Origin of the sequence: Bacillus tianshenii (assembly GCA_020524525.2) — a bacterium.
In the GTDB taxonomy this organism is placed as follows: domain Bacteria; phylum Bacillota; class Bacilli; order Bacillales; family Bacillaceae_N; genus Bacillus_AV.
In genome coordinates, this window is sequence record CP129018.1 from 1,592,189 (window position 1) to 1,618,127 (window position 25,939).

21 protein-coding genes and 1 pseudogene are annotated in these 25,939 nt (G+C 37.3%); 3 read left to right on the forward strand and 19 right to left on the reverse strand.

The features are described from left to right. Positions 1–388: 388 nt before the first annotated feature. Complete coding sequence (locus tag LC040_08055; protein WLR52834.1) at positions 389–2,269, forward strand: LTA synthase family protein; 1,881 nt, start codon at positions 389–391, stop codon at positions 2,267–2,269. 46 nt (positions 2,270–2,315) lie between these two features. On the opposite strand, the gene LC040_08060 is transcribed toward LC040_08055, so the two are convergent. Continuing rightward, on the reverse strand, positions 2,316–4,355 hold the full coding sequence (locus tag LC040_08060) for a methyl-accepting chemotaxis protein (GenBank protein WLR52835.1): 2,040 nt from the start codon (positions 4,353–4,355) through the stop codon (positions 2,316–2,318). A 155-nt stretch (positions 4,356–4,510) separates the two neighbouring features. Between LC040_08060 and LC040_08065 the strand changes: the two genes are divergently transcribed. Next, positions 4,511–4,648 carry a hypothetical protein gene (locus LC040_08065; GenBank protein ID WLR52836.1) on the forward strand — a complete coding sequence of 46 codons (138 nt, stop codon included), beginning with the start codon at positions 4,511–4,513 and terminating at the stop codon, positions 4,646–4,648. Between the two features lie 43 nt (positions 4,649–4,691). Here LC040_08065 and LC040_08070 read toward each other — a convergent pair whose 3' ends face one another. The 11 genes from LC040_08070 to proC form a co-directional block, all read right to left on the reverse strand. Next, positions 4,692–5,147, reverse strand: coding sequence for a VOC family protein (locus tag LC040_08070; GenBank protein WLR52837.1), 456 nt, complete (start codon positions 5,145–5,147; stop codon positions 4,692–4,694). A gap of 148 nt (positions 5,148–5,295) precedes the next feature. Further along, the gene (locus LC040_08075) at positions 5,296–5,553 is read right to left on the reverse strand and encodes a stage VI sporulation protein F (protein ID WLR52838.1); all 258 of its coding nucleotides are present in this window, start codon (positions 5,551–5,553) and stop codon (positions 5,296–5,298) included. A gap of 117 nt (positions 5,554–5,670) precedes the next feature. Beyond that, positions 5,671–6,399: a 7-carboxy-7-deazaguanine synthase QueE gene (queE, locus tag LC040_08080; protein WLR52839.1), complete on the reverse strand. Its 729-nt coding sequence runs from the start codon at positions 6,397–6,399 to the stop codon at positions 5,671–5,673. Beyond that, positions 6,396–6,833 carry a 6-carboxytetrahydropterin synthase QueD gene (queD, locus tag LC040_08085; protein ID WLR52840.1) on the reverse strand — a complete coding sequence of 146 codons (438 nt, stop codon included), beginning with the start codon at positions 6,831–6,833 and terminating at the stop codon, positions 6,396–6,398. The genes queE and queD overlap by 4 nt, the downstream gene beginning before the upstream one ends. Beyond that, on the reverse strand, positions 6,830–7,498 hold the full coding sequence (queC, locus tag LC040_08090) for a 7-cyano-7-deazaguanine synthase QueC (protein ID WLR52841.1): 669 nt from the start codon (positions 7,496–7,498) through the stop codon (positions 6,830–6,832). The genes queD and queC overlap by 4 nt, the downstream gene beginning before the upstream one ends. Before the next feature lie 415 nt (positions 7,499–7,913). Further along, the gene (locus LC040_08095) at positions 7,914–9,248 is read right to left on the reverse strand and encodes a glycosyl hydrolase family 18 protein (GenBank protein ID WLR52842.1); all 1,335 of its coding nucleotides are present in this window, start codon (positions 9,246–9,248) and stop codon (positions 7,914–7,916) included. A 149-nt stretch (positions 9,249–9,397) separates the two neighbouring features. After that, a complete protein-coding gene (locus LC040_08100; GenBank protein ID WLR52843.1) occupies positions 9,398–9,574 on the reverse strand; it encodes a hypothetical protein in 177 nt (58 codons plus the stop codon). Between the two features lie 173 nt (positions 9,575–9,747). After that, on the reverse strand, positions 9,748–10,458 hold the full coding sequence (locus LC040_08105) for a cytochrome c biogenesis protein CcdA (GenBank protein ID WLR52844.1): 711 nt from the start codon (positions 10,456–10,458) through the stop codon (positions 9,748–9,750). Positions 10,459–10,585: 127 nt separating this feature from the next. After that, positions 10,586–11,851 carry a glutamate-5-semialdehyde dehydrogenase gene (locus LC040_08110; GenBank protein WLR52845.1) on the reverse strand — a complete coding sequence of 422 codons (1,266 nt, stop codon included), beginning with the start codon at positions 11,849–11,851 and terminating at the stop codon, positions 10,586–10,588. Between the two features lie 49 nt (positions 11,852–11,900). Further along, positions 11,901–13,028: a glutamate 5-kinase gene (gene proB / locus LC040_08115; GenBank protein WLR52846.1), complete on the reverse strand. Its 1,128-nt coding sequence runs from the start codon at positions 13,026–13,028 to the stop codon at positions 11,901–11,903. Between the two features lie 56 nt (positions 13,029–13,084). Next, positions 13,085–13,927: a pyrroline-5-carboxylate reductase gene (proC, locus tag LC040_08120; GenBank protein ID WLR52847.1), complete on the reverse strand. Its 843-nt coding sequence runs from the start codon at positions 13,925–13,927 to the stop codon at positions 13,085–13,087. A gap of 727 nt (positions 13,928–14,654) precedes the next feature. Between proC and LC040_08125 the strand changes: the two genes are divergently transcribed. Next, a complete protein-coding gene (locus LC040_08125) occupies positions 14,655–15,881 on the forward strand; it encodes a dicarboxylate/amino acid:cation symporter (protein ID WLR52848.1) in 1,227 nt (408 codons plus the stop codon). A gap of 35 nt (positions 15,882–15,916) precedes the next feature. On the opposite strand, the gene LC040_08130 is transcribed toward LC040_08125, so the two are convergent. From LC040_08130 to LC040_08160, 7 genes and pseudogenes are all read right to left on the reverse strand, one after another. After that, positions 15,917–18,085 (reverse strand): DNA topoisomerase III, encoded by a 2,169-nt coding sequence (locus LC040_08130; protein WLR52849.1) that lies wholly within the window; start codon positions 18,083–18,085, stop codon positions 15,917–15,919. Positions 18,086–18,304: 219 nt separating this feature from the next. Next, a pseudogene (locus tag LC040_08135) lies at positions 18,305–19,016 on the reverse strand (DapH/DapD/GlmU-related protein). 21 nt (positions 19,017–19,037) lie between these two features. Next, positions 19,038–20,372, reverse strand: coding sequence for a UDP-glucose/GDP-mannose dehydrogenase family protein (locus LC040_08140; protein ID WLR52850.1), 1,335 nt, complete (start codon positions 20,370–20,372; stop codon positions 19,038–19,040). Between the two features lie 106 nt (positions 20,373–20,478). Beyond that, positions 20,479–21,633, reverse strand: a complete 1,155-nt coding sequence (locus tag LC040_08145) for an aminotransferase class I/II-fold pyridoxal phosphate-dependent enzyme (GenBank protein ID WLR52851.1) — start codon at positions 21,631–21,633, stop codon at positions 20,479–20,481. A gap of 44 nt (positions 21,634–21,677) precedes the next feature. Next, entirely contained in the window at positions 21,678–22,358 is a 681-nt protein-coding gene (locus LC040_08150; protein WLR52852.1) for a YdcF family protein, read from the reverse strand. A 23-nt stretch (positions 22,359–22,381) separates the two neighbouring features. Continuing rightward, positions 22,382–24,658, reverse strand: coding sequence for a cellulose biosynthesis cyclic di-GMP-binding regulatory protein BcsB (locus LC040_08155; protein WLR52853.1), 2,277 nt, complete (start codon positions 24,656–24,658; stop codon positions 22,382–22,384). Further along, complete coding sequence (locus LC040_08160; protein WLR52854.1) at positions 24,636–25,937, reverse strand: O-antigen ligase family protein; 1,302 nt, start codon at positions 25,935–25,937, stop codon at positions 24,636–24,638. Before LC040_08160 ends, LC040_08155 begins: the two co-directional genes overlap by 23 nt. Between the last annotated feature and the right edge of the window lie 2 nt (positions 25,938–25,939).

A 25,939-nucleotide genomic window follows, 5' to 3' on the forward strand; every position in this document is an offset into this window, starting at 1 on the left:
GGTACCTCAAACATACTTTGTAAAGGATTCATTGCTTTAAAGTTAATTTGTAAAGATGTACCTTTATATTTTGAAACCATTCCCCCCAGAAATTTGTATACAATAACCGAAAGATATTCAAGATCATGCTTTTTTGGTCAAAATCATACCAACAATTTCCTACTTGACCGCATAAAAATTTTGCGTATGATAGAGTATATGCTTTTAAATCTTTAAGTCTACAAGGCTCTGATTACAAAAATATCACACTGATTTTAAATTTAGGTGAAACTTTCACTACACAGATTTCGTCTTTATAAACGTCAGCAAAAAATTAGGTACTATTTTACATTTTAAAGATACTTAAAGTTTCTAATACGCACAAATAAATATAGGAGGTTACATGGTTATGAAGGTGAAGAATTATTTTCGACGGGTCTTCACAGCATTTAAAACAGATCGCACTTTAATGCTAACCGTTTTACTGCTATGGCTAAAATCATACTTAGTCATGCGATTATATTTTGATTTACCACTCGATAATATATTGCAAGAAATTATTCTCTTTATTAGCCCGTTAAGTCCAGTGCTGTTGTTAGCATTGTTAACGGTCTCTGTCTTTAAAACAAAAAGAAAAATGGGTTTGTTAATCTTATATTCATTTGCTACCGTTTTACTGTTTGCAAATGTCGTTTACTATCGGTTCTTTGAAGATTTCATCACAATTCCAATCCTATTTCAATTCAAAAACTTTGGTGATTTAGGTGGAAGTGCTAAAGGACTTATGAAGCCGTACGATATTTTAATGTTTATCGATGTAGCCGTTTACTATTTCCTCGTGAAGAAATATCAAATGCCTGCTTTTGATAAGAAGAACAGAAAGATTCTTGCAACCTTTGCAGCACTAACGCTTCTTTTAAATGTTGGACTTGCCGAAACAGAGCGTCCACAACTATTGACGCGTACTTTTGACCGTGAAATGCTTGTTAAATTGCTAGGAGTTTACAATTACCACCTGTATGACTTTGCTGTTCACTCCAAAACATCAGCACAGCGGACATTTGCTGAAAGCAGTGATTTGACAGAGGTTGAAAACTACGTTCAACGTGATATGAGAATCCCAAGCGAAATGTTTGGGGCTGCTGAAGGTAAAAACGTCATTATGATTTCAATGGAGTCACTGCAAAACTTTGCAATTAACTATAAAGTGGACGGACAAGAAGTTACACCGTTTTTAAATGATTTAATTGAAGACAGTTACTATTTTAATAATTTTTATCATCAGACAGGCCAAGGAAAAACGTCGGACTCTGAGTTTTTAATTGACAATTCAATGTACCCGTTGCCACGAGGCGCAGTCTTTACTACAAACGCACAAAATGAATACAATGCAATGCCAGAAATTTTACAACAAAATGGGTATACAACATCATCATTCCACGGAAACAATAAGAGTTTCTGGAACCGTGATATTATGTACGAATCACTTGGTTATGACCATTATTTTTCTGAGCGCTATTACGATGTAAAACCAGAGAATAGCATCAATTATGGCTTGAAGGATAAGCCTTTCTTTGAGCAATCGATTCCAATGATGAAAGAAATGAAGCAACCATTCCATGCAAAATTTATTACGTTGACGAATCACTATCCATACGTACTAGATGAAGAAGACGAAATGATTCCACCTCTTGAGACTGGCGATGGTACGGTTGACCGTTATTTCCAAACAGTTCGTTATATGGATTCCGCGATTGAGGATTTCTTTAAGCAATTGAAAGCTAACGGACTGTATGAAGATTCAATCTTCGTCCTTTACGGCGACCATTATGGTATATCTCAGAACCATAATCGCGCAATGTCAGAGGTAATGGGCAAGGAGATTACACCATTTGAACATGTAAACCTTCAGAAAGTGCCATTGATTATCCATATCCCTGGTAAAGAAGGAAAAACGATTGAATCTGTTTCAGGTCAAATTGATTTGAAACCGACTATTCTCCATTTACTTGGAATTCAAGAACAGAAAGATATTCAATTTGGTTCAGACCTTTTCGCTAAGAACCGTAATGATTTCGTCGTCCTCCGTGATGGAAGCTTTGTAACAGATAAGTATGTATACACGCGTGAAACTTGTTACGACAAAGAAACAGCTCAACCAATTGAAGATGGTGCGGCATGTGAGCCGTACAAAGAAAAAGCACAGCTTGAATTAAATTTATCTGACAAAGTTGTCCAGGGTGACCTACTTCGTTTCCTAGATGGCGAGAAAAAAAATAAAGATAAATAAACATGACAACGCCCTGAACCAATAAATGGTCAGGGCGTTTTTATAACTAAAATAATTGTTCAAGAGTTGTTGTCGAGGTTGACAGTTTATCTAGAAGGTGCTGGAGTTGTTCGAGTGACGCATTCACTTCCTCTACCATCGACAATAATTCTTCACTATTGGCAGCATTAGCTTCAATTTTCTCATTTAATTCTGCGAATACTTCATTTTCTTGGTTTCCATAAACAAATAATTGATTCACTGCTTGATTAAGTGTCGTGATTTCATGACTTGATTGCTTTGTCACTTTAATTAGTTGCTCAAATACTTGTTTTGCTTGGTCCATTTCTTTGCGGCTCATTTTAATAACTTCTAACTGATGATCATTGCTTCCCTTTGAGGCTTCGATTTCTGCTTTCAAATCATGAAGAATACTGCTAATTTCATCTGTTGCACGTCCGCTTTCTTCAGCTAAGTTCCGTACTTCATTTGCTACTACGGCAAAGCCTTTCCCTTGTTCTCCTGCTCGTGCCGCTTCGATGGATGCATTTAACGAAAGTAGATTTGTCTGCTCAGCAATGCCTTGAATTAATTCGATAATGCCGCTAATCTGTGTTGAGCGTACTAATAAATCGTTCACACGCTTTACATTCTCTTCAACTTCTTCACTCATATTTTCAATTCCTTGGGCCACCCGCTCAATCTCAGCTATACTCTCTTCTGCAATATGACTCGACTTGTTAGAAAGCTGCTGCAAATCATTTGTTTGCCCTGATACATCTTTTAACGTACTTGCCATTGTTGTCACAATATCCTCTGCATCTCTTACCCGCTCAGCCTGGTGCTGGTGATTTTCGGCACTGTCATTAACTGCTTTTGATAAGTCACGAAGTGTTTCAACTGTGACAGCCATTTCTTTTTCATATTGCTGTTGTGCACCTTTTACAGCGATAGTGCTGCCATACACACTGTCTAAAATAACTTTATAATCTTCGACTACTTCATCAACTGCTTGTTGAATTTCCTCTAACTCTTTCTCTTTCACTCGAATTGTTGGGCCTGCATTTTTTTCATGGGTATGCAAACGATGCAAGCGAGCCGCAAAGGTCTTTAATGGTTTCAAAATTTGATTTAACACTAAGATAATAAGGCCTAGGAGAATTACCGAAATGATGAGGTTAGAAATGATTATTTTCCAAATTGCTGTATCGATTACACCCCCTATTTTCACAAATGCATCCTTTGCTATTTGACTTTGTGCGAAATAAGGTTTCGGGTCAATTGTTAAATACATCACATATTTAACCGCATCATTTTCAATTACTGGAGCATAGATTTCAGCCATTTCCTTTGTTAGCTCCACAATCGGTTCTTTCTTTTCAAAAACACTCTGAACTTCCGCGCTTTCGATGATTTCTCCTTTTTTGAAGGAAGAGGCGTTTTCTAATTTCACGTTTTCCGTTAAGACAAGTGAGGTGTTATCGATTAAATATAAACCTTGAACCCCGGCTCCTCCATTTATATATTTTTCCATCGCTTCTTCAAATTTACCTGCTTCTAATGCTGATTCAATGATTCCTTTTCCATCAGCTCGTGGAATAGCTGTGAATTTAAAAATCTCTCCCGTTTCTTCTTTAATTTTTAGTGTTGAAGGAAGAACATCTGCCTGGCCATTCATAAGCATTTTATATCCATCCCATATTTCATACAGACTTAAACCGATTGCTGCATCCTCCGTTGAGTATGTAAACACGCCATCAGGGTTCGTTAAATATAGATCGGTCATTCCAACTTCCTTTGCTAAGGAAGCCAATTGCTGATTATCTAATGCTGTACGCTGGTCCCTTTCTCGAACCGTATAGGCTGCGTTTAACATAGCTAAATCTACTTCTCGCTCAAGTAAAACGATTTCTTCTGAAATGGTAGTTGTCAGGTCCATCATTTCTCGTTTCACTTGTTCATTCGAACGTTTTTCAAGTTCTGTCGTAACTTCTTCTGTGTCGCTTAACAAAGCGTTCTTTTCTACCCAAAGCAATAAAACATTACTTATTATTATTGCAGCTGCCAATCCAACGACTAAAACCGAGACTTTTACCTTAATTGACACTCCCCTTCCCCCTTTTCGATAATATCCCTAATATATAAATTTTACTATTAAATACATCTTTTACCACATTATTTTATTAAAATTTTTTGAATAATAGGACAATTGTATAGCTTTCCTTCTAAAATCGAATGATATCCGAAAAGGAGGTGTATAAAATGGCAAGAAAACAACCAAATAGTCCAGAACAAAAAGCAAAGCTTGGTGGAAAAAAACACGAAGTTGAGTTAGGTCAAGAATTTCCTCAAGGAGAACACAAGCGCGCTCAAGGTGCCAAAGCACGCAAAAATAAGTAGAGTAGCGAACCCGAAAAAAACCGCCTTTAAGCTAGGCGGTTTTTCAAATATGTATTCTTTTCCACTCTGATAATGGAATTGCCGTCTCTCGCATTGATGTTATGGGTGGTTCTGGTAGCTTAGCAATTAGTTCAAGTAAATTTCCATCAGGGTCTTCAAAATAAACAGATGCACATGCAAGCCATGGGAACACAACAGGCTCTTCTTCCGGGCATCCAAACTTACTTACAATTTTTATCTTGCGTTCTAGAAGTTCTGGGACCATATTTTGTATATGTTTTCCACAAACACGAAATGCAAAATGCCTATTTTGAATGTAGTCACTCTCCCATAAACCGAGCATCGATTGCTCATCACCTTGAATAAGATAAAAAACAACTCGTCTGTCTGCTTCAATTCTCCCGAGTTTCAACCCCAAGGTATCTCCGTAAAACTGCTTGGCTCTCTCTAAGCTGCTAACCTGGAGATGTGTTTCAAATATCCCCCTAATTATCTCCATTACTACACCCCTTATTTTCCATATAATTGCAACTATTACCAACTATTTAACCATATTAGGGGGGGTACATCAATTGCTTTCTATTATTATCTTAATTTTATATACAACAAATGGCCGCAACAATCAAGGTGTCGCAGCCATTCAAATGCTACTTCTTATTGATCATATCAGAAATGCTGGAAAAATCGAGCGGCATGTTGTTCTTAAGGATCGCTTGAACAATTTTATCTTCTTTCTCTTTCGGTACAGGGCGGTTAGCAATCTGTGATACTTGTTGAATCACTTGACGAACCGTCTGCTCATCTTGAAAGTTTGCATGTTGAAGTGAATCTGCAAGCTTGAAGATATCATTCATGTTGACGCCGGTCTTTTTTTCAATGTTATGAAATAACGGGTTTTTATGCATGCACAAGTCCCTCCTAAAATTGCGTTCACAACATCATATGTAATGAGCTATCCTTTCGTGAATGAAAACAAAAAAACAACGGCTGGTTTTATCTCAGCCGTTGTTTTTGTTTAACATTTATACGCCTCGCTTATTCCCCCACAACAACGCATGTAGCTGTGGTAGAACGCGCACATCGTTCATCTCTTTTGTTTCAATTGTTTTATTAACGAGCCATTCATATCGCTTCAGCAGATGAAGAGCGAGCTCACCGTCCTGTTCACATTGTAAGTCATCATTTCCAACTTGGAGGAAGAACGGAATAGTCTGATACCGCTGATGAATGTCTACTGCATATTGAAAGTCCTCATCATTAAATACAACAACCTTCAAACTCACATGATGCGGCACACGCTCGGCTTCGGTTAATTTCTCCACAATCTCCTCAAGCATCGTGTAATCTGTCTCCATGTTCGAGCTTGGCGGCTTTGGGGAAATGGTTAGGTCATCAATTGAAGTAAACCATGGCTGCCATTTGCTTCCTTGTGTTTCAAGCGCTGTTTGGATACCACGTTCGTTAAGCTTTGTAACAAGCTCACCAATTGATTCTAGTAAGGCTGGATTTCCACCTGAAATTGTCACGTGATCAAAGCAATCCCCGCCAATTTCAAACACTCTTTCAACTATTGTATCCGCGCTCATCGGAACGATTTCATCTTTGGCTGACCCATCCCATGTAAAAGCTGAATCACACCAGCTACAGCGGTAGTCACAGCCAGCAGTACGTACAAACATCGTCTTTCGCCCAGCTGCCATGCCTTCACCTTGAATGGTTGGCCCGAATATCTCTAAGACTGGAATACTCATTTGAAATCCCCCTCTTTCGGGCGATAGATACAGTAGCTTGTCGGGGTTTCACGTACAATCACTTGCATGCATTTTGGCTTGTTTGCAAGCTCATCTAAGTGTTGCTGAATATTTTCCCAAATGGTGCGAGCTACGACTTCAGTTGTTGGAAAATAGTCGGAATCTTCATTATTAAAATCGTTATGCTCGTTCATTAATGAATGGTCATAACGACCATGCACCAGCTTCTTTAATGTCTGAAAGTTTACGAGAAAGCCTGACTCATTTAAGGCATCTCCAGCAATTGTCACATTCACAAAGTAAGTGTGACCATGGATATTTTGACATTTCCCTGCAGCCTCATGAGGTACGAAATGTGCAGCCGCAAACTGCATATCTTTATTTAACTCATATCTAAATGGATGTTGAACTTGCGGATAAAACTGTTGGATCATTTTGTGCCACCAGCTTTTTGCGCTAAATATTGCTCTAGTCCACGCTTTCTTAATTCACACGATGGACAATGCCCACACCCATCACCTTTTATTCCGTTATAACAAGTAAGGGTTTTTTCTCGTACATAATCCAACGAATCTAACTGATCAGCAAGTTCCCATGTCTCCGCTTTATTTAAGTGCATCAATGGCGTATGAATATAAAACTCATCGTCCATTGAAAGATTTAACGTTACATTTAATGATTTAACAAACACATCTCGACAATCTGGGTAGCCGCTGAAATCTGTTTCACAGACACCAGTTATAATGTGCTTCGCCCCTATTTGCTTTGCCATCACTGCAGCAAATGAAAGAAACATTAAGTTTCGACCTGGAACAAATGTGTTTGGTAATTCACCATCTTTTCCTGCTTCTACTTCAATGTCCTCTCTAGTCAATGCGTTTGGTGTCAGTTGATTTAACAGCGACATATCTAGCACTGTATTTTTCACTCCGAGTTCTTCGGCAATTTCTATGGCACAATCAATTTCTTCACGATGACGCTGATTATAATTAAACGTGACCGTCTCCACTTCATCAAAACGCTCTAACGCCCAAAAAAGGCATGTTGTACTATCTTGGCCACCGCTAAATACAACGACGGCTTTATCAAACTTCTTCATTTGTTACGCTCCTTTAAATCCTAGTTTTTTTCGGAGGGTTCCCTAGCACCTCCAGCGTTAAACAACGCTACTTAGTAACTATATCACAATACTTCTAGGTATTGATAACATTTTTTCTTACTAAAAATATGATAATATATAAGAAATAAACGGTTCAAATGTCGAAAAATATACATACTATTAAATGCATTTTATTTGATAATCTACTATGATGATAAGAGGATATAGCATGAACTTCTCTAGATTAGGGGGTTAAAATAATGAGTCTATTTACAGCACTTGCTTTTAGTGGCGTATTTATGCTTGCTTTTGGTTTATTCTTTAAGTTTATTCAAATTCAGGGTCGTAAAAAACACGAAAATTCTGATTAAGCCCAGTTCATAATAAAACCGATGCCTGCGCATCGGTTTTTGTTTTAAGGTTTTCGAATGATAAACTCCTCTAGCAGTAAGTTGGAAGCCGAATTAAATTGTAGACCTAACTTCCAGCCTCCAATTCCTGCAAGCTGATATTCACGTAGCAATTCAGCTTTAGCGAGGAATGAACGTGCATCTTCAAACCATACTTCATGGACGAAGCCATTATTATCTGTATATCTGAAATAAGGTTGCGCTGTTTCTGAATCATAGTGGATCTCACTTTGATAATACCTAGCTTTCTCTAGTGCTTTTTGCTGGGAGTACGCCGTTGCCTTTTTATTTGGGCCTGTAAGTGTCCAATCATACGCATACATCGGAATACCAAGAATAATCTTATGCTTTGGAATACTCTGTGTTGCATATTTTACGGTTTGTTCTACTTTATTAATTGGAGCTATCGGTCCGCTTGGTCCTCCAGCCCAATGCCAATCATATGTCATAAGAAAGATATAATCCGCATGCTTTCCAAGTGTTTTATAGTCGTATGCCGCATGATACCCTGGATAATAATCACCTTGAAGCGGAGGAACTGCTAGCGCCACTTTCATACCAGAAGGATGAAGCTTACTTGCTAAGGCTTTAATAAAAAGATTATATGCTTTTCGATCTTTTGGATCTAGCCCTTCAAAATCAATCACAATCCCTTCTAGATCATGCGCCTTTAACTGCCAGAAAATTTGATTAACAAGATTATTTCGAGCAGCAGGATTGGTCATGACACGATGAGCAAGGCTTGGATCGAACCCTTTTGCCGTTAAGTTCGTAACGGTGGCATATGGATACATTCTTTTCTTCCATGCATAAGGAATGTTTTCCGTTCCTGGAAGCTTACTTAAATTACCTGAGGCATCTGGGTGAAACTCAAAAAAAGCGATATTACTTAGCTGATTTTCATACTGTTCGATTATCCGTTCAGCTTTATCTGTTTGATAACTAGGGACAAAGAAGGCGCCTGTCATAATCGGTCTTTTATAACGTTTTGGTATTTGCAGAGTTTGAGCCGGCATAATTAAGCTCGAATCCAGCTGATTATGCTTCATTAATTGTGTGATTGAAAGCGAATGGTTGCTAGCTATTTCGTATAACGATTCATTCTGTCTTACAATATACCGTTGTCCGGGAATAAGGAGAACTTGACCTGGCACAAGTGTTTCTTCTTTATCTAATTGATTAAGCTCTATGACTGTTTGAAGCGGAATATCATATACTTTTGCAATCTTCCACAAACTATCTCCTTGCCGTACCTCATAAATGACACTTGCTTTTGAATCTAACGGGTTACATAGCAAGATTATGGTTAATAAGAATAAACTGCATACTACTTTATTCAAAAGTTCCATCCTCCTAAACATTTTGCTTATTTTATCTTTTGGTATAAATAAGGAAACTATTCAGAGATATGGAAAAAGTGAAACTTTCTGCTGCAAGCATTCGTTATAAAATGCAAAAAACCCAGACCATTTAGTCTGGGTTTTCTGTATTAACACGCGCCTCCTGGGGCGTTGCGCATTACAAGGCCTTTTCCATTTGGTGTGTCACGAACATCTAATGTCACATGTTCAACGAATTGAACGACAATTGGTTCTATTGCAAGGTTAATGCCATTAACTACACGTACATCATCTTTACTTTTGGGCTCCTCCAGAGCCAAGCTCAATTGTGGGCCTCCTCAGCCCATACCTGCAAAGAAAATGCGAAGCGTACTTTGGTTATGTTCAGCAAGTGCCTCTTGTATTATGGCTTTTGCCTCATTTGTAATCTCCATTTTCTCACCCCATTTATTTTTCTCTTAGTTGTTATCATACTATAGGGGCTATATGAAGTTCAATTCTAAAACCCTGTAAAACCGCCAAAGAAGTTATTTGTCATATAAGACGCAACTTTTGTCATCCAGTCAAAGTACAAAACAACCCCCATCAAAATCATCAAATATCCGCCAATTTGCATTAACTTTTGGTTATGACGTTTAATCCATTTCATCTTTCCAATAAAGAACGCCATTAGGAAAAACGGAATCGAAAAGCCGAGAATATAGGCAAACATATAAAACATGCTCTGTTCAGGGTTGGTTATGCCAAGTGCAATAATCGCAGCAAGAATCGGCCCTGTACAAGGCGTCCAGCCAGCTGCAAATCCAATTCCAATTAAACTTGATCCTAAATAACCAGATGGCCGGTTTTTAATTTGCAGCTTTTTATCCTGCATCAGAAATTTCGGTTTGAAAATACCGACAATCACAAAACCGAAGAAAATAATAAAAATTGCACCAACCTGACGAATTAAATCACTAAAACGAACAAAAAGTTCACCAATCAATGTCGTCGATAAGCCAAGGGCAATAAAGATAATTGAAAAGCCGAGCAAAAAGAAAAGCGTATGTAAAATCGCTCTTTTCTGCATAAATCCATTATCTTCTTTCAATTCATTTACCGATACACCTGTTATATAGGAAATAAACGCTGGGTACAACGGTAAACAGCATGGCGAAATAAACGATAAAAACCCTGCCCCAAATGCGAGGATAATATTTACTTCATTCAATATTGATCACCTAAACCTTTCCACTTTTATGGAATTATGATATCTGTAGCATAAAACAAATATATCAAGAATTTGTGCATCAAAAAAACTTCCGAAACAACGAAGTGCTTCGGAAGTTTTTGTAGAGTTATCGAATTTGTCCGTTCCCTTTCATCATATACTTTACAGTTGTAAGAGCTGGTAACCCCATTGGTCCGCGTGCATGAAGCTTTTGGGTAGAAATCCCGATTTCTGCGCCAAAACCGAGTGCACTTCCATCTGTAAAGCGTGTGCTTGCGTTATGGTAAAGAGCTGCAGCATCGACAAGCGTTAGGAATCGTTTTGCAGTTTCTTCATTTTCTGTAATGATTGCTTCTGAATGCTTTGTACCATATGTTTCAATATGATCAATTGCTTCATCCACATTTGCAACTGACTTAATAGCAATGTTTAAGCTTAAATACTCATTTGCCCAGTCGCTTTCTTCAGCAAGCTTTGCACCTGGAATTGCTGAGACAACCGCTTCATCACCGTGCACGCCGATGCCGGCTTCATTTAAAGCGTCGATTAATGCATCTTTGTTTGCTTCAAGCCACTTTTCATGCACGACAAGTGTTTCCGCTGCATTACAAACTGCAGGACGATCTGTTTTTGCATTGATTAGAATAGAGATTGCTTTATCTACATCTGCTTGGTCATCGATATAAAGGTGACAATTCCCTACTCCTGTTTCAAGTACAGGTACTGTTGCATTTTCCACTACAGCATTGATAAGTGAGCCGCCACCACGCGGGATAAGCACATCAATATGCTGCTTCATTGTAAACAGTTCTTTTGTTGCAGAGCGGTCTGTGCTATCGATAAACTGAATCGCTTCTACTGGAATCTTTGTATCTGCTAACGCTTCATGCATAACCGCCACAATTGCTTTATTGGAAGTAATCGCAGAAGAACCGCCTTTTAACACGATTGCATTTCCAGATTTTAAGGCAAGACCTGTTGCATCAACTGTCACATTTGGACGAGCTTCATAAATCATGCCGATAACACCAAGTGGCACTCGAACTGTTTCAACTTTTAGCCCATTATCCAATGTCCAGCTCGATTCTACGACTCCTGAAGGGTCAGTGTGACCTGCCACTTCACGAAGTCCGCTTGCAAAGTCCGAAATCCGTTCCTTTGATAAGGCAAGGCGGTCCATAAATGCCTCATCGAAACCTTTTTCGCGCCCCTTCTCAAGGTCTTCTTCATTTGCTTGTAAAATGGTTTCATAGCTTGCTTCTAATTTATCTGCAATGATATGAAGTGCTTCATTTTTTTCTTCTGTTGTTAGTAGACTTAATGCTTTTGCTGCTTTCTTTGCTTCAATCGCTTGCTCTTCAACCTTCGAAATGTTTTCTTTTACTAGTGTCACCAAATTCCTCCTTGAAGTTTTCTTACTTTCATCAAACCAGTTTGAGCTTTTATACACCCATAGGTATTGAGACGTCTAAATGACAGACAAGATGCTCACGTTTCACTGCAATGTCTTTACTTTGTGAATACTGTTCATTCTCTGCGTAGGATTTTAAGTCGTCAGATGTAAAGTTCACAACACCTAAGCCTACTTCATCTCCTTCTATATGCTGAATGCGCACGACATCACCAGCAGTAAAGGTTCCTTGTACATGGTAAATGTCTTTAAGCAGAATCGGTTCTTCTTTATCAATAACGTATTTCTTCGCTCTATGGTTAAGCACCACGTCACCTTTTGGTCCTGAATTAAATGCAATCCATTGTTTCTTTTGATTCAGGTTTTCCATATCATTTGGCGCTTCAAAATATGTGCCAGTTGCTTCGTACTCTACCGCATCCTTTAAAATATTCGGTACACCAGCTTTCCCTAAGAAGGCAGGAATACCTGATGCCATTGCAATCTTAAAGGCATCAATTTTTGAACGCATACCACCTGTGCCAACACTGCTTCCTGGCTCACCGGCCATGTCTTCGATATCATCTGTAATTTCTTCCACACGGTCGAGTAATTTTGCGTTTGGATTTTTGCGTGGGTCATCATTATATAACCCGTCAATATCTGAAAGAATGATTAACATATCTGCACTCACTAATCCTGCTACTTTAGCAGATAAAGTATCATTATCACCGAACTTCAAACGGTCGATTGTAACCGTATCATTTTCATTGACGATTGGGATAATGCCACGCTCTAGTAAGACATTAATCGTATTACGCGCGTTATTGTACCGTTTCTCATCGGAAAAATCACTGCGTGTGATTAAAATTTGTGAACCGACATATCCGTGCGATAGTAAAAGGTCCGAATATGCTTCAATTAATAAACCTTGACCAATAGATGCTGCTGCCTGCTTTTCAGGTAATGATTCTGGACGAGAGAGGCAGCCAAGCTTTCGATATCCTGCTGCTACTGCACCAGAGGATACGAGTAAGACTTCGTGTCCCGCCTCTTTTACTTGTACAATTTCATCTACTAGGTTTTCTAATTTTCGACGGCTCATCTCTCCATGTTGGCTTGTTAATGAGCTGCTTCCAATTTTGATAACGACTCGTTTCTGTTTATTGTCCTGGGACACTCTATCACTCCTGTTTTATAGTTCGAATCCGTTTTTCTCATTTCTTTCCGTTCAATTTAGACGGTTGCGTATTTTCGTTCTAGCTGTTCACTTAATTCTTTTGAACGTTTCGCTGCACCTTTAATCGCTTCTCCAATTGCTTCTCCACCGCCATGTTTAGCTAATGCATCAAGACCAGCTGCTGTCGTACCGTTTGGAGATGTGACATTTTCACGCAGCTGTGATGGCGTTTCTTCACGTTCAATCATCATTTTTGCAGCACCTAAAATCGTTTGCGCACCAATTTCTCTCGCTTGTTCTGGTTCTAGACCAGCTTCCATTCCAGTACGTTCAATATGCTCCATTAAATGATAGAAATATGCTGGGCCGCTTCCAGCAATCCCTGTAAAGATATCCATTTTCTCTTCATCCATAATATAGACTTGACCAATTGCCTGTAGTAATTCCTTTGCCATCATCACTTTGTCCATTCCTACATGACGCCCTGGTGAAATAGCAGTTGCAGATTCACCAATCATGCTTGAAGTGTTTGGCATAACCCGAATAACCTGCTGGCCATATTTCAAGTTCTCTTCCATAAATGGTGTTGAAATACCAGCCAGTACAGAAAGAACGGTTTGGTCTGGACGAATATCATCTTTAATAGAAGCTAATGCTTTTTCAGCATCTTTCGGCTTCATTGCTAATATAAACATATCTATTTCTTCAAAGAAAAGTTCTTCTTTCTTCATTGCCCGAATTCCATATTTATTTCTCATTTCTTGTAGTCGCTCTTCATTACTTCTATTTGTAACAATCACTTGTTCACGTGGTAACTTTTCTGATTCAACAATTCCTGCAATCATGGCTTCTGCCATAGAACCTGCCCCTAAAAATGCGACAGTTTGATTTTTAAGCATGTGGGTATGTCCCTCCGATTTGTTCGTGTTTTTGTTCGTACAAATTAACAACAGTAACGATCATAACAAACTATTATCTCTATTCAAGGTACTTTTTATAATTAATCCGTATTAATGCGAGAAAGTCGGTGAAAGCGTCACCATTAATAGAAAATCCCGTCTAATCCCACTTTTTGCGCATAGGGGTTACGAGAGAGTACGAAACGAGTAATGAATGAAGACTCAGTTCATGAAAAAAACGACGCACAGTGGATTGCTCGCCGTTTTTTCCCTAAATCGATATTAGGTTTTTGATGATAAAAGATGACCAATTTTCCGCCAATTATGTACCAATACAAGCTGAACAATTGTTATTAGCAAAGAAAAGAAGAACCAGAATGTATTACTAATCATTCTCTATTTTAAGTTTCATATATAAAAAGCGTCACTAATAGAAAAAAATACAAAAAAAATCTTACTTTCGTTTGAATTCTATAAAAAAAAGGAATTAAATAAGTAAACTTTTACGTTTCTTTATGTCTATCCTCTTGCTTTTTTAATATAATTTTCCTCTCCCCAATGCTATTACACCGTTGTGAATTTTTATCATTTTATTTTGTATATTGCGGATTTTATAATTTATGTTTAAAATGTTCTTTGGGCTTTACCATGCTAAATCAAACATGAAATATTCAAAAAAGTAGCATCCTTTCAACAATTACATTTTAAAATCAGAGGTGAAACAACAATGAAATTATCGACTAAGATTATTATTGGCCTTGTATTAGGGGCAATTACAGGTATTGTACTTAACTTAGCATCTCCAGATCTTTTCGATGGATTGGACAAGTACTTACTTGGCCCAGTAGGTACAATTTTCTTGAATCTAATTAAAATGCTCGTTGTTCCAATTGTATTCTTTTCAATCACTCTCGGAACAGCTGGACTGGGCGATCCGAAAAAATTAGGTCGCATCGGACTGAAGACGATTACATTCTTTCTTATCACAACTGCAATCGCTATCACAATTGCAATGTCGCTAGCTTATGTGGTGGAACCAGGTGCTGCAGGGTCTTTTGATACGTCAAATGCTGAGTTTAAAGAAGAAGAAGCACCACCTATTATGGACACGCTTATTAACATCATCCCTACCAACCCTATTAAAGCAATGGTAGATGGTGAAATGCTACAAATCATTTCTTTCTCTGTATTAGTTGGACTCGGAATCACAATGCTAGGAAGAAAAGCAAAAGGACTATACGACATTATCGATCAAGGTAATGAATTGATGATGTACCTTGTAAACCTCATTATGTACACGGCTCCATATGGTGCATTTGCCTTGATTGCATCCGCAGTCGGAAGCCAAGGTTTTGATGCGTTGAAGGCAATGGGATTATATATGATTGTCGTTGCCACTGCATTAATTATTCATGGTATTGTTACGTATGGTTTAGCCGTTATGCTGATTGCCAAAAAGAGCCCGCTATGGTTCTTTAAAGAATTTGCTCCAGCAATGAGTGTAGCGTTCAGTACATCAAGCAGTAGTGCAACATTGCCAGTATCTATGCAGACAGCTCAAAAACGACTTAATGTACCTGAGCCAATCAGCAGCTTCGTTCAACCGTTGGGTGCTACAATCAACATGGATGGAACCGCTATCATGCAAGGTGTTGCAACAATATTCATTGCCCAAGTATATGATGTACAGCTTACATTCGTTCAATTAATTATGGTTATTTTAACTGCTGTATTAGCAAGTATCGGAACAGCCGGTGTCCCAGGTGTTGGTCTTATCATGCTTGCGATGGTTCTTAAGCAAGTTGGCCTTCCGGTTGAAGGTATTGCCTTAATTATCGGGGTTGACCGTCTTCTTGATATGACAAGAACAGCGATTAACATTGCTGGTGATGCAACTTGTGCATTAGTTGTTTCAGAGACAGAACAAAGACGTGAACAAAAAGCGAAAGCATAAAGACAATAAACCCTCTAGCATGTTGGCTAGAGGGTTTATTGTTTAAATTCAAAACGAATACTTGTATTGTCATTACTCCACGTTAAATAAGCATCAAATGTTTTTTCTCCTTTTTTGAACCCTTTAATAAGGTTTGTTTTGCCATCTTGTAGAAGCTTTTTCACATTAGTTTGTGAAACAGTTTTTCCTAAAATCTTCTTAGAAATTGTAAAATCACAATTCGTCTTCGCATAGTTTGAACAACCATAGAAGCTCCCTTTATCAATCATTTTTCCACCACATTTTTTACATTTACCAACGACAGTGCCGCTTGAATATTTCTTTTTTCGCGTATCTTGAATCGACTCTACATCGATACCGTCAAAGCTCCAAGCCGAGCTTTGCTGCTTAGCATCTTCAATTAACTTGACCGAAAGCTTCTTTGCTTGCTCCATAAACCCTTGTGGAGACGCTTGATTTTGACCGATCTCTCGCAGCCGTTGTTCCCATTTCGCCGTCATTTCTGGTGATGCTAAGATGCTCTCTCCGATTGCTTCAATTAGTAGCTTCCCTTTATCTGTTGCATATACTTGATTTTTCTTCACATCGATATACTTTCGGTCTTTCAATACACCAATAATACCTGCACGTGTCGCCTCTGTTCCTAAGCCCTCTGTTTGTGTTAACACTTTGATAAGGTCTTTATCTTCAAGGTGCTTACCCGCTGTTTTCATTAAGGTAATTAATTGACCTTCCGTATAACGCTTTGGTGGTTGTGTTTTACCTGCCTTTACATGTACTGTTTTAACCTCTCCACGTTCTCCTTGCTCAATGCTCGGCAGCATTTGCTCCTCATCATCTTTCTTTTCTGGCTTCTTCTGTCCGTAGATTACTACCCGCCAGCCTTCTTCTACCTGTTCTTTTCCTTTTGAAAGAAAGGTTGCACGACCATCTACGATTGTATAAATCGTAGTATAATCAAAAATTGCTTTCTCATAGTGCGCCGCAATCAAACGACGGATAATTAAGTCATAGATTTTTTGTTCATCGGCTGATAGTTTTTTCGGATCAGTGACTTGTTCAGTCGGAATAATTGCATAGTGATCCGTCACTTTCTTTGCATTTACATAACGCTTATTATTCGTAATGGAGGAAAGAGGTGCAGGCAAAAGTCCTTTATAATCACTTAGGCTGCTAAGTTTGCTTAAAATATCTGGAAACCCCGCTGCTTCTTCACTTGTTACAAAGCTGGAGTCAGACCTCGGGTAAGAAATAATCCCCTTTACATACAGCTTTTGTGCAATGTCGAGTGTTTTTTTAGGTGAAAATTTATACGCTTTGTTTGCAGTGGCCTGTAGAGCAGAAAGGTTAAACAAATATGGCGGTTGAAATTCTTTTCTTTCTTTTTCAACCTGTTGTACCTCGGCAGGTTTTTGACGACAAAATTGCTCAATTGCTTTTGCCATCTTCTCGTCTTTAATACGGGTTTCGCCATCCTTATGCCACTTGCCTTCATACGTCTTTCCTTCCACATTAAAATTAGCAACCACTTCCCAAAACGGTTCTGACTTAAAGTTTTCAATTTCTTTTTCCCGCTGAACAATTAAGGCAAGGGTTGGAGTTTGAACACGCCCAGTTGAAAACACATCAGAAATACCTTTTTGCTGAAGAAGCAGCGTGTATACACGGGAGGCGTTCATCCCTACAAGCCAATCTGCACAAGCTCTGCTTAATGCTTCATAGTAGACAGGTCTTGTATCTTCTTCTTTTAATAAATTCGCAAAGCCATTTTTCACTGCATTCGGTGTTAACGATGAAATCCACAGCCTTTGAATTGGTTTTTGATTTTGACATAATGATAGAATTATCCGAACAATCGCTTCCCCTTCCCGTCCTGCATCACTTCCGACAATGACATTGGTTACTTCTTTAGATCGCAGCAACTTCTTAATAATGTTAAATTGCTTGCTTTTTCCCCGGGTTACACGGTGCTGAAACCGTTCGGGAATAATCGGCATTGTGTTAAGCGACCATTTCTTCCAGCTTGGGTTGTATTCCTCTGGCGGAACAAGTTCACATAGATGACCGATCGCCCATGTCAGATAAGCTCCTTTAGGGAAATATTCGTTCGGAGCAATTTCAAGATAACCCTCTCTTTTTTCATATGAAAATGGTGCTGCAAGCTTCGTTCCTTGATCAGGTTTTTCAGCAATGATTAATTTCATTTCATTTATCTCCTTAACTCTTCAACAGTTTCCATCGAATGAATAAATGATATCATAAATTGAGTGCTACATACCCATTCAAGATACTCCCATACCGAAGTTCAGCAGGTAAAGTTCGCAATTAATCTATCATAGAGAAGCTGAGGTTTGAATTAATTTAGAAATGTATAAACAAAAAAGCCAACAGTTTGAGGAGAACCCCTCTGTTGGCTTAATCTCTTATTGATTTTTTAATAACTGTTCTTCAGGTACGTTTCTAATTTTTTTTGCAGGCGTTCCAACTACTAGAGTTTCTTGTTTTACATCTTTTGTAACGACGCTTCCTGCTGCAACGGTACCGTCCTCTTCAATAACCTTACCTGGAAGAATAGTCGCATTTGCCCCTACTCTTCCACCATTTTGAATCGATACCCCTTTAAACTTATCAAATCGCTCTTTCGTTCTTGCCATATAATTATCATTTGTAGTAACAACACAAGGTGCAATAAACACATGGTCGCCTAATTCGGAATAAGCAGTGATGTAGCAATTCGTTTCTAATTTACATTTTTTACCAATAGAGCAGTCATTCTCAACCGCTACACCTCTTCCAACGATCGTGCCCTCTCCAATACTTACTCTCTCACGAATTGTCGCAAGGTCAGCAACAAAAACATCATTATCAATCCTTGCATATGCATAAATAATGGACGAGGTACCAATTGTAACACCAGACCCGATCACTGCTGGGGGGAAGATGTTTCACCTCTGGCAAGATGGAGCTTTTCGCTCTCGTTGGCTGCTTACCGATCACAACATGATCTTGAATGATGACATTATCGCCAATGACGGTTCCTTCATAAATAATGACATGATTGCCAACCACCACATTTTTACCAAACTGGACATTCTTTTGAATTACACAATACTCTCCAATTGAAGCAGGTTTCATTAGATCACCGTCTCTAGTTTTTTAGTTATTCACCTTATAATTTAAATTTCTAACTAAGGGCCGGCCAACTGAATAATAATCGACTGCATGCTTTCTAACATCCTCTAAATCATAACAGTTTCTTCCATCAAAAATCACAGCAGTTTTCATCAGTTTTGGATACGTTTCTAACGGTACTGCTTTAACTTCATTCCATTCCGTTACAATAAATACAGCATCAGCGCCTTTAAGTGCTTCTTCAATTGTCGTGGAATATTGAATCCCTTGAGGTAAAAGTTTCTTCGCATTTTCAACAGCAATCGGATCATAAGCAACGATATTGGCGTTAAGATTGAAAAGTTGCTTGATGATTACTTGAGAAGCTGCTTCGCGCATATCGTCTGTATTTGGCTTAAAGGCTAAGCCAAGCACTGCTATACGTTTGTTTTTTAAGCTTCCTAAGTGTTCAAGGGCTTTCAACACTAAACTTTCTTGCTGGCGATTATTTACTTCAATTACAGCCTCAAGAAGAGAAAATTGGTGTTCAATATTTCCTGCAATTTGCACAAGCGCATTCGTGTCCTTCGGAAAACATGAACCACCATACCCGATCCCTGCATTTAGAAATTGTCTTCCAATGCGATTATCCATTCCCATACCTAATGCCACATCTTCAATATTTGCTCCTAACTTTTCACAGATCGAAGCAATCTCATTAATAAAACTGATTTTAGTAGCCAAAAATGCATTGGAAGCGTATTTAATCATCTCTGCACTTTTTACCCCCGTATGAACGATGGGTATTCCAAATGGCTCGTTAATTGCCTTCATAGTTAAAAAGGTTTTTTCACAATCCGTCCCAATTACAATTCGATCACCACTAAATGTATCACCGATAGCTGACCCTTCGCGTAGAAACTCCGGGTTTGAGACGATATTTACTTTATAGTTACCTACTTTATTTTCATCTATTAGCTCTTTAATCCAGTCATTTGTTCCAACAGGTACTGTACTCTTTGTAACAACAATCGTATCCCGCTGAATATTCTTTGCAATGTTAATAGCTGCCTGTTCGATGTAAGTCAAATCAGCAGAGCCATTTTCACTTTGTGGCGTACCGACTGCAATATAAATCACTTCTGCATCTTTAAAGCCCTCTTCATGAGTTGTAGTAAACATCAAGCGATTCTGTTTCATTGTTTTTAAAATTAAGTCTTCTAAACCTGGTTCAAAGATCGGGGATTTACCTTCCTTTAACATCTTCACTTTATTTTCATCGACATCAATACATGTTACAAAATGGCCAACTTCCGCTAAACAAACCCCTGTTACTAGACCGACATACCCTGTACCGATAACTGAAATATGTTTTATCATTTTGATCACCTAAGCTTTTTTCTTATTTGCAAATGAATTGTTTCATAAATGAATGATTCTTAGGTTAGTCAATATTTGCATTGGGTAAAATTAAAATTTTCATTGATTAATAATTATACTTTTTAATTAAATTTTTGATTAAGTCAATAATAAGGTTTTGTTCATCTCTTTCCAAATTCGATCCTGACGGCAAACATACCCCATAGTTAAAGAGGTCGCTTGATACATCTTGCCCACTATGGTTATAATATTTACACCCCTTAAACAAAGGTTGAAGATGAAGTGGCTTCCAAACGGGACGTGTCTCAATATTAGCCCTTTCTAGTTCTTCAATAATCATATCTCTTGTGATATTCACTCTTTCAGGATCTACTGTTAAAGCTGTTAACCAACGAGTTGAATAGTATCCTTCCGGCTCAGGCATAAATGTTATCCCATCTATATAGGATAATTCTGATTTATACTGCTGATACACTCTTCGTCGAGCTGCCACTCTATCATTTAAAACTTGAAGCTGTCCTCTTCCAATACCTGCTAAAATGTTACTCATACGATAATTGTAACCTTTTATATGATGTTGATAATGAGGAGCGGGGTCTCGAGCTTGTGTAGCAAGAAACCGTACTCTATCTAATGCGCCTTTATCATTTGAGATAAGTGCCCCTCCACCAGAAGTTGTGATAATTTTATTTCCATTAAATGAAAAGATACCAAACTTACCAAAGGTACCACTAGCTTTCCCTTTATAGAAAGCACCTAAAGATTCAGCCGCGTCTTCTATAACTGGAATATCACCGTATTCCTTTGCCAAACGTAATATCTCATCCATATCTGCGCTTTGTCCATATAAATTTACGACAATAATTGCTTTAGGCATGTCTTCTTCTTTCGAAGCTTGCTCTAATGCTTCTTGCAATGCAGAAGGTGACATATTCCATGTATTAGGCTCTGAATCAATTAATATTGGTATAGCCTTCTGGTACAAGATTGGATTTGCGCTAGCTACAAAAGTTAGAGAGGAGCAAATCACTTTATCTCCTTCTCCAACATTCAATATCTCTAAAGCAAGGTGAATCGCTGCTGTGCCAGAGCTTAACGCTGCAGCTCCGTAAGCACCTGTATATTGTGCTAATTCATTTTCAAATTGGTCAACATTTGGACCCAGCGGAGCAATCCAATTCGAATCAAACGCTTCATGTATAAACCTTTGCTCCAATCCACTCATATGGGGAGATGAAAGAAAAATTCGTTTTTTTTGCATAGTCAAAACACAACCTCAAAAATATTATAATAAATCTAAACTACTTACCAAGACTTATACAAAACATGGTATCCTGCACTTTTTATATATTCATCAATTACAAGTTGTTTCATCTTTTCATTTTTCCACCAAGCATCTAATTTGAATGTATCTATCGTTGAGGAACTAGGCTTCCACTCTACGTCATAATCCATGTCTTTTTCCACTTCATTACTTACCCAAAGTGATCGCTTCATATGATAAGGGGATGTTACCAAAATGACTGAGGAAAGTTTTTCTTTTTGTAATATTCCAATTACATTTATTGCATTTTCATATGTACTGCCTGCTTCATTATCTAAGATTATCGCACGTGATGGGACTCCAACTCTAAGAGCTATCTCCTTCATTCTTTCCGCCCAAGGTGTTTTATCAACATTTTTACCAGAAGCACTACCGCCACTTAAAATGATATAAGGAGCGGCACCTTTGTTATATAAATGAACCGCTTGTTTTAATCTCTCGGGTCCTTCCCCGCCTCCATAAACAACAATTGCTTCTGCTTTAAGATCTTTGGCATCTTCAACAATTAAATTCTTAGCTACTTTTATTAAAAAACCTTCTGAAGAAACGTAAAAAGCAATATTAATAAGGGCTAATATCACCCATACTATGAACATTTTACGAAAAAAACTTCTTTTATTTAAAGTGGTGTCTCTCTTAATTAACCATCTATGGAAAAACAATCAGCTATCCTCCTGAACATTATTTACTCTTTTGGCCTTTTCTTTTTTTCTAATGTCCAAATGATTACGAAAAGGAACAATGTAAATACTAAAAAGAAGACTTGAAAAAGCTTTTTCAAAGGACTAGAACCGGAGCTGCGATTTTCATTTAATTGATATTTACTTTTATCTTGCTGCTCAACTCCTTCCTCACCTAAAGAATTTAGTACTATTATACTACCTTCAGGCCCGAAAAGGAATGTGTCTACACGACTTTTATCCCTATTTACTTCAGTGTAGTTCTGTTCATGGTCTATAATAACTTTCTTTATTTTGGAAAAGTCATTTAAATAAGCAAAATTATTGTTTGTAAAATCATCATTAATTGTGGAAAGAAGCATCATAAAATGATTATTATTCCACGGAGATTGTTTAACATAGAAAAAATTAATTTTTTTCGCAAACAGTTCAGCTAAAATAAAATCATTATTAAATTTTAATGTATTCTCATTTACTTCAAGAGGAAATAGATGACTATTTTCCTTCAAAAAAGCACTTTCATTCCAAGGGCTATGAAAAAATAAATTTTTATCTTGATAATCCTTTTCTGAAAGTTCATCATTTAGGAATAAAAACAAACCGTTATCATCTCGAGTCACATAATGAGATAGACTTAAGATTGTCCCTATCATACTTTTAAGAGAATTCGGATCAGTTTCTTTAAGTTTATTTGGCAAAACAAATGACACATTATTCCAGACGCCATTTTTTATAATAGGGTATGGAAAATGATTGAAGTCACCATGATTTACTTTTTCAAATTCTAATTCAAAAAATGATGTATTCAACACTTTTGCCCAACCATCTGCTCTTCTTCTTTCCCCGCAATCATAAACCTCTGTATCATTAAAAGCGTATGTTAAAGTAATAATCATTACTTCTGATTTAAGCTCACTTTTTGGGATAGCAATTTCTAATTTATTCGTATTTTCTCCCTCACCTTCAACTAAAGGAGTAGTAAGCACAGGAGTGTTATTAACAATAACCGTAACATTTGAAAGGTTTGCGGAGTATGTATCATTGTATTGATGGAAAAAAGTTATTTTTGAGCCTTCTTCTAATGCCATTCCTGTAGGAGGTCTATATTTGACACTAATTGAAGCTGAGTTAGTATTCTTTATAATCAGATCAGAGTCATACCCCAATTCTTGCAAATTAAATGTTTGAGTTAGATCGTTAGGAGCATCTTTTTTAGATTCTATAGGTACCATCGTCTTTGAGGTTTCATCTACGACGTCTCTGAAAGTTTTTTCTATATAAGATACTTTCCCTTCAAGCGATGATAAATAATTTCGGTCATTTAACCTTTTTAATGAAAGGTCCATACCATTCTCATTAAAAGCTCCCAACAAATATAAACGACTTTGGGAGCCGGCTTGTAATTTATTCGTTGTAAGTAAGGCTGAGTTTTCACTCATCTCCCATACAACATCAGAAAAAATTTCAATTGTTTCTTTTGAAAAATGATTAATCATTCCAACATAAATGACATCATTCTCTTGTTCTTCAAGCTCTATGTCTTTTTCACTTACAACTTCTATCCCCTCTGGCTTCATTGATAAAGTACGACCAAGATAACTAATTAATCTTATTAAATATGTATTATCGAGTACAGAGCTTTTCTCCGGATAAACAATTGTTACTATTGGATGATTGGATATAACTGAGTTTTCATTCTCTATTTCATTTTCCTCTTCCCAGCCTTTTGGAGGAATTAATGAATAAGGAAAGTCTTTTAAACTAGCTTTTTCTGCAGAGCGGTCTTTATAAGGTATTTCTATGTAAGACTCTGGAGAAACCTTTATCCATAAGCTTTTGTTCACTTTATCTGAGCACTGATTTTCAGTTAGACTTAGAGTTGATTCAATACTCAACTCATGATTTCTTCCGCTTAAATGTAAACCTTCTAAGTTCAAGGACAATCTACCTGAATACTCTTCATGTAGTTGTGGCGATAAACTAATTGTTTTCAAAGGTTTATTGTCTATTGATATAGTCATCGAAGCTGTATCATCTAATTGAGGTGAAATTGAATAGTACAAGGTTAGGTTTGGCGAGGATACAAGTGAGGAATAGGCTGATAAATTAATCTGTTTCACAATGTTTGGGTTAGTTTCATTTAATATTATTTCTTTCTCACTTGCAAAAAGAGGTGTTGTAATACTTTTCTCATAAACAGCATATCCTTGACTATTTGAAAAAAAGAACAAAATAATAAAAACAACAGCCACGTACATACTAAGTTTCATCAATCGATTCATTCTTCTTACTCAACTCACTTTCAACAATGTAACGCGCCACAGCCATTAGTCCGAAAAATACAAACAATTGCCGGTTGTCTACTAAATTATTTGATTTTAAAGCATTAAAAAAACTAAAAATAACTGTTGACACTACCACATTATCTATAAAAAGTAATTTCCCACGGTATTTGTTAAAATAAATTAGTAAAGCAAACAAAAAGAAGAAAAATAATAAAAGTCCTATTACCCCTAATTCCGCACCTATCTCTAATATAATATTGTGAGGAAAATACCTGTCATCCAAACCGATTAGACTTATACCATATCCCCCAATACCTACTCCTGTAAAAAGATGATTTTCCATTAATTCTATTGCTTCCTGAATATGTCCCTCACGTCCAGTACCCGTTCCTTCTTCCGAATCCCCTTGAAGTTTATTTAATCGACCGCTTATCGTCTTAAATGTATCAGGGGTGTAGAAATACAAAGCAAGTATCCCAAATACAAACCCACCAATTAAAACCGCTAATGATTTTAATTTCCCTTTTCCTGCTTGAGTACTTAATAATATCGTAGTCACTAAAGTAAAAGGTGTAAAAAGTACTGCACCACGTGCAGCAGAAGTTATAATACCTAAAACATTGATTAAAATAAGCGGAATAACGAAAATTTTATTTCCATTCGGTAAAAAATAAAAAGTTAAAATTAAAGTTGTTAACCCACCAATAAACCCTAGTGCTAAATAATTGCTACCAAACACTTCACGTGTATTTTGAGTAACGGAAATAAATGTCATAATCGTTCCTAATGTGCAAATCATTATTAAAATACGTGAAAATTGCTTTTTATTTTCTACTAAAATAATTGGTAATATAATAGCTCCTACTGTCATGAGCATAACTTTGAAAGCCTTCGTTACCGCATAGCTACCTGATGGTGTATAAGTTAGAGATAGAATTATCCAAAATATAAATAAGCTTATAAATATAATATGCGGTTCCCGAAGTTTCAAAAACACACGTTCCCTTTTTTCATAAATCTTTAAAACAGCCGCTAAGAGTGCTAAACCAAAAAATAAAACCGTACTGTCTGGTCCAGGGACAATCGACTTATATAAACCAGAGAAAACATACATTGGAATAAAAATTTCTGGCATATTTTTAAAAATAAAAAAACCTGCTAATAAAAACAAAACCATTAATATACCCATCGGATGTATATATGTCAAAAGACCGCCAAATAGCCCTAATACAAGAAATACACACCAAACAAACACTTGCCAATTATTCATTCTCATCT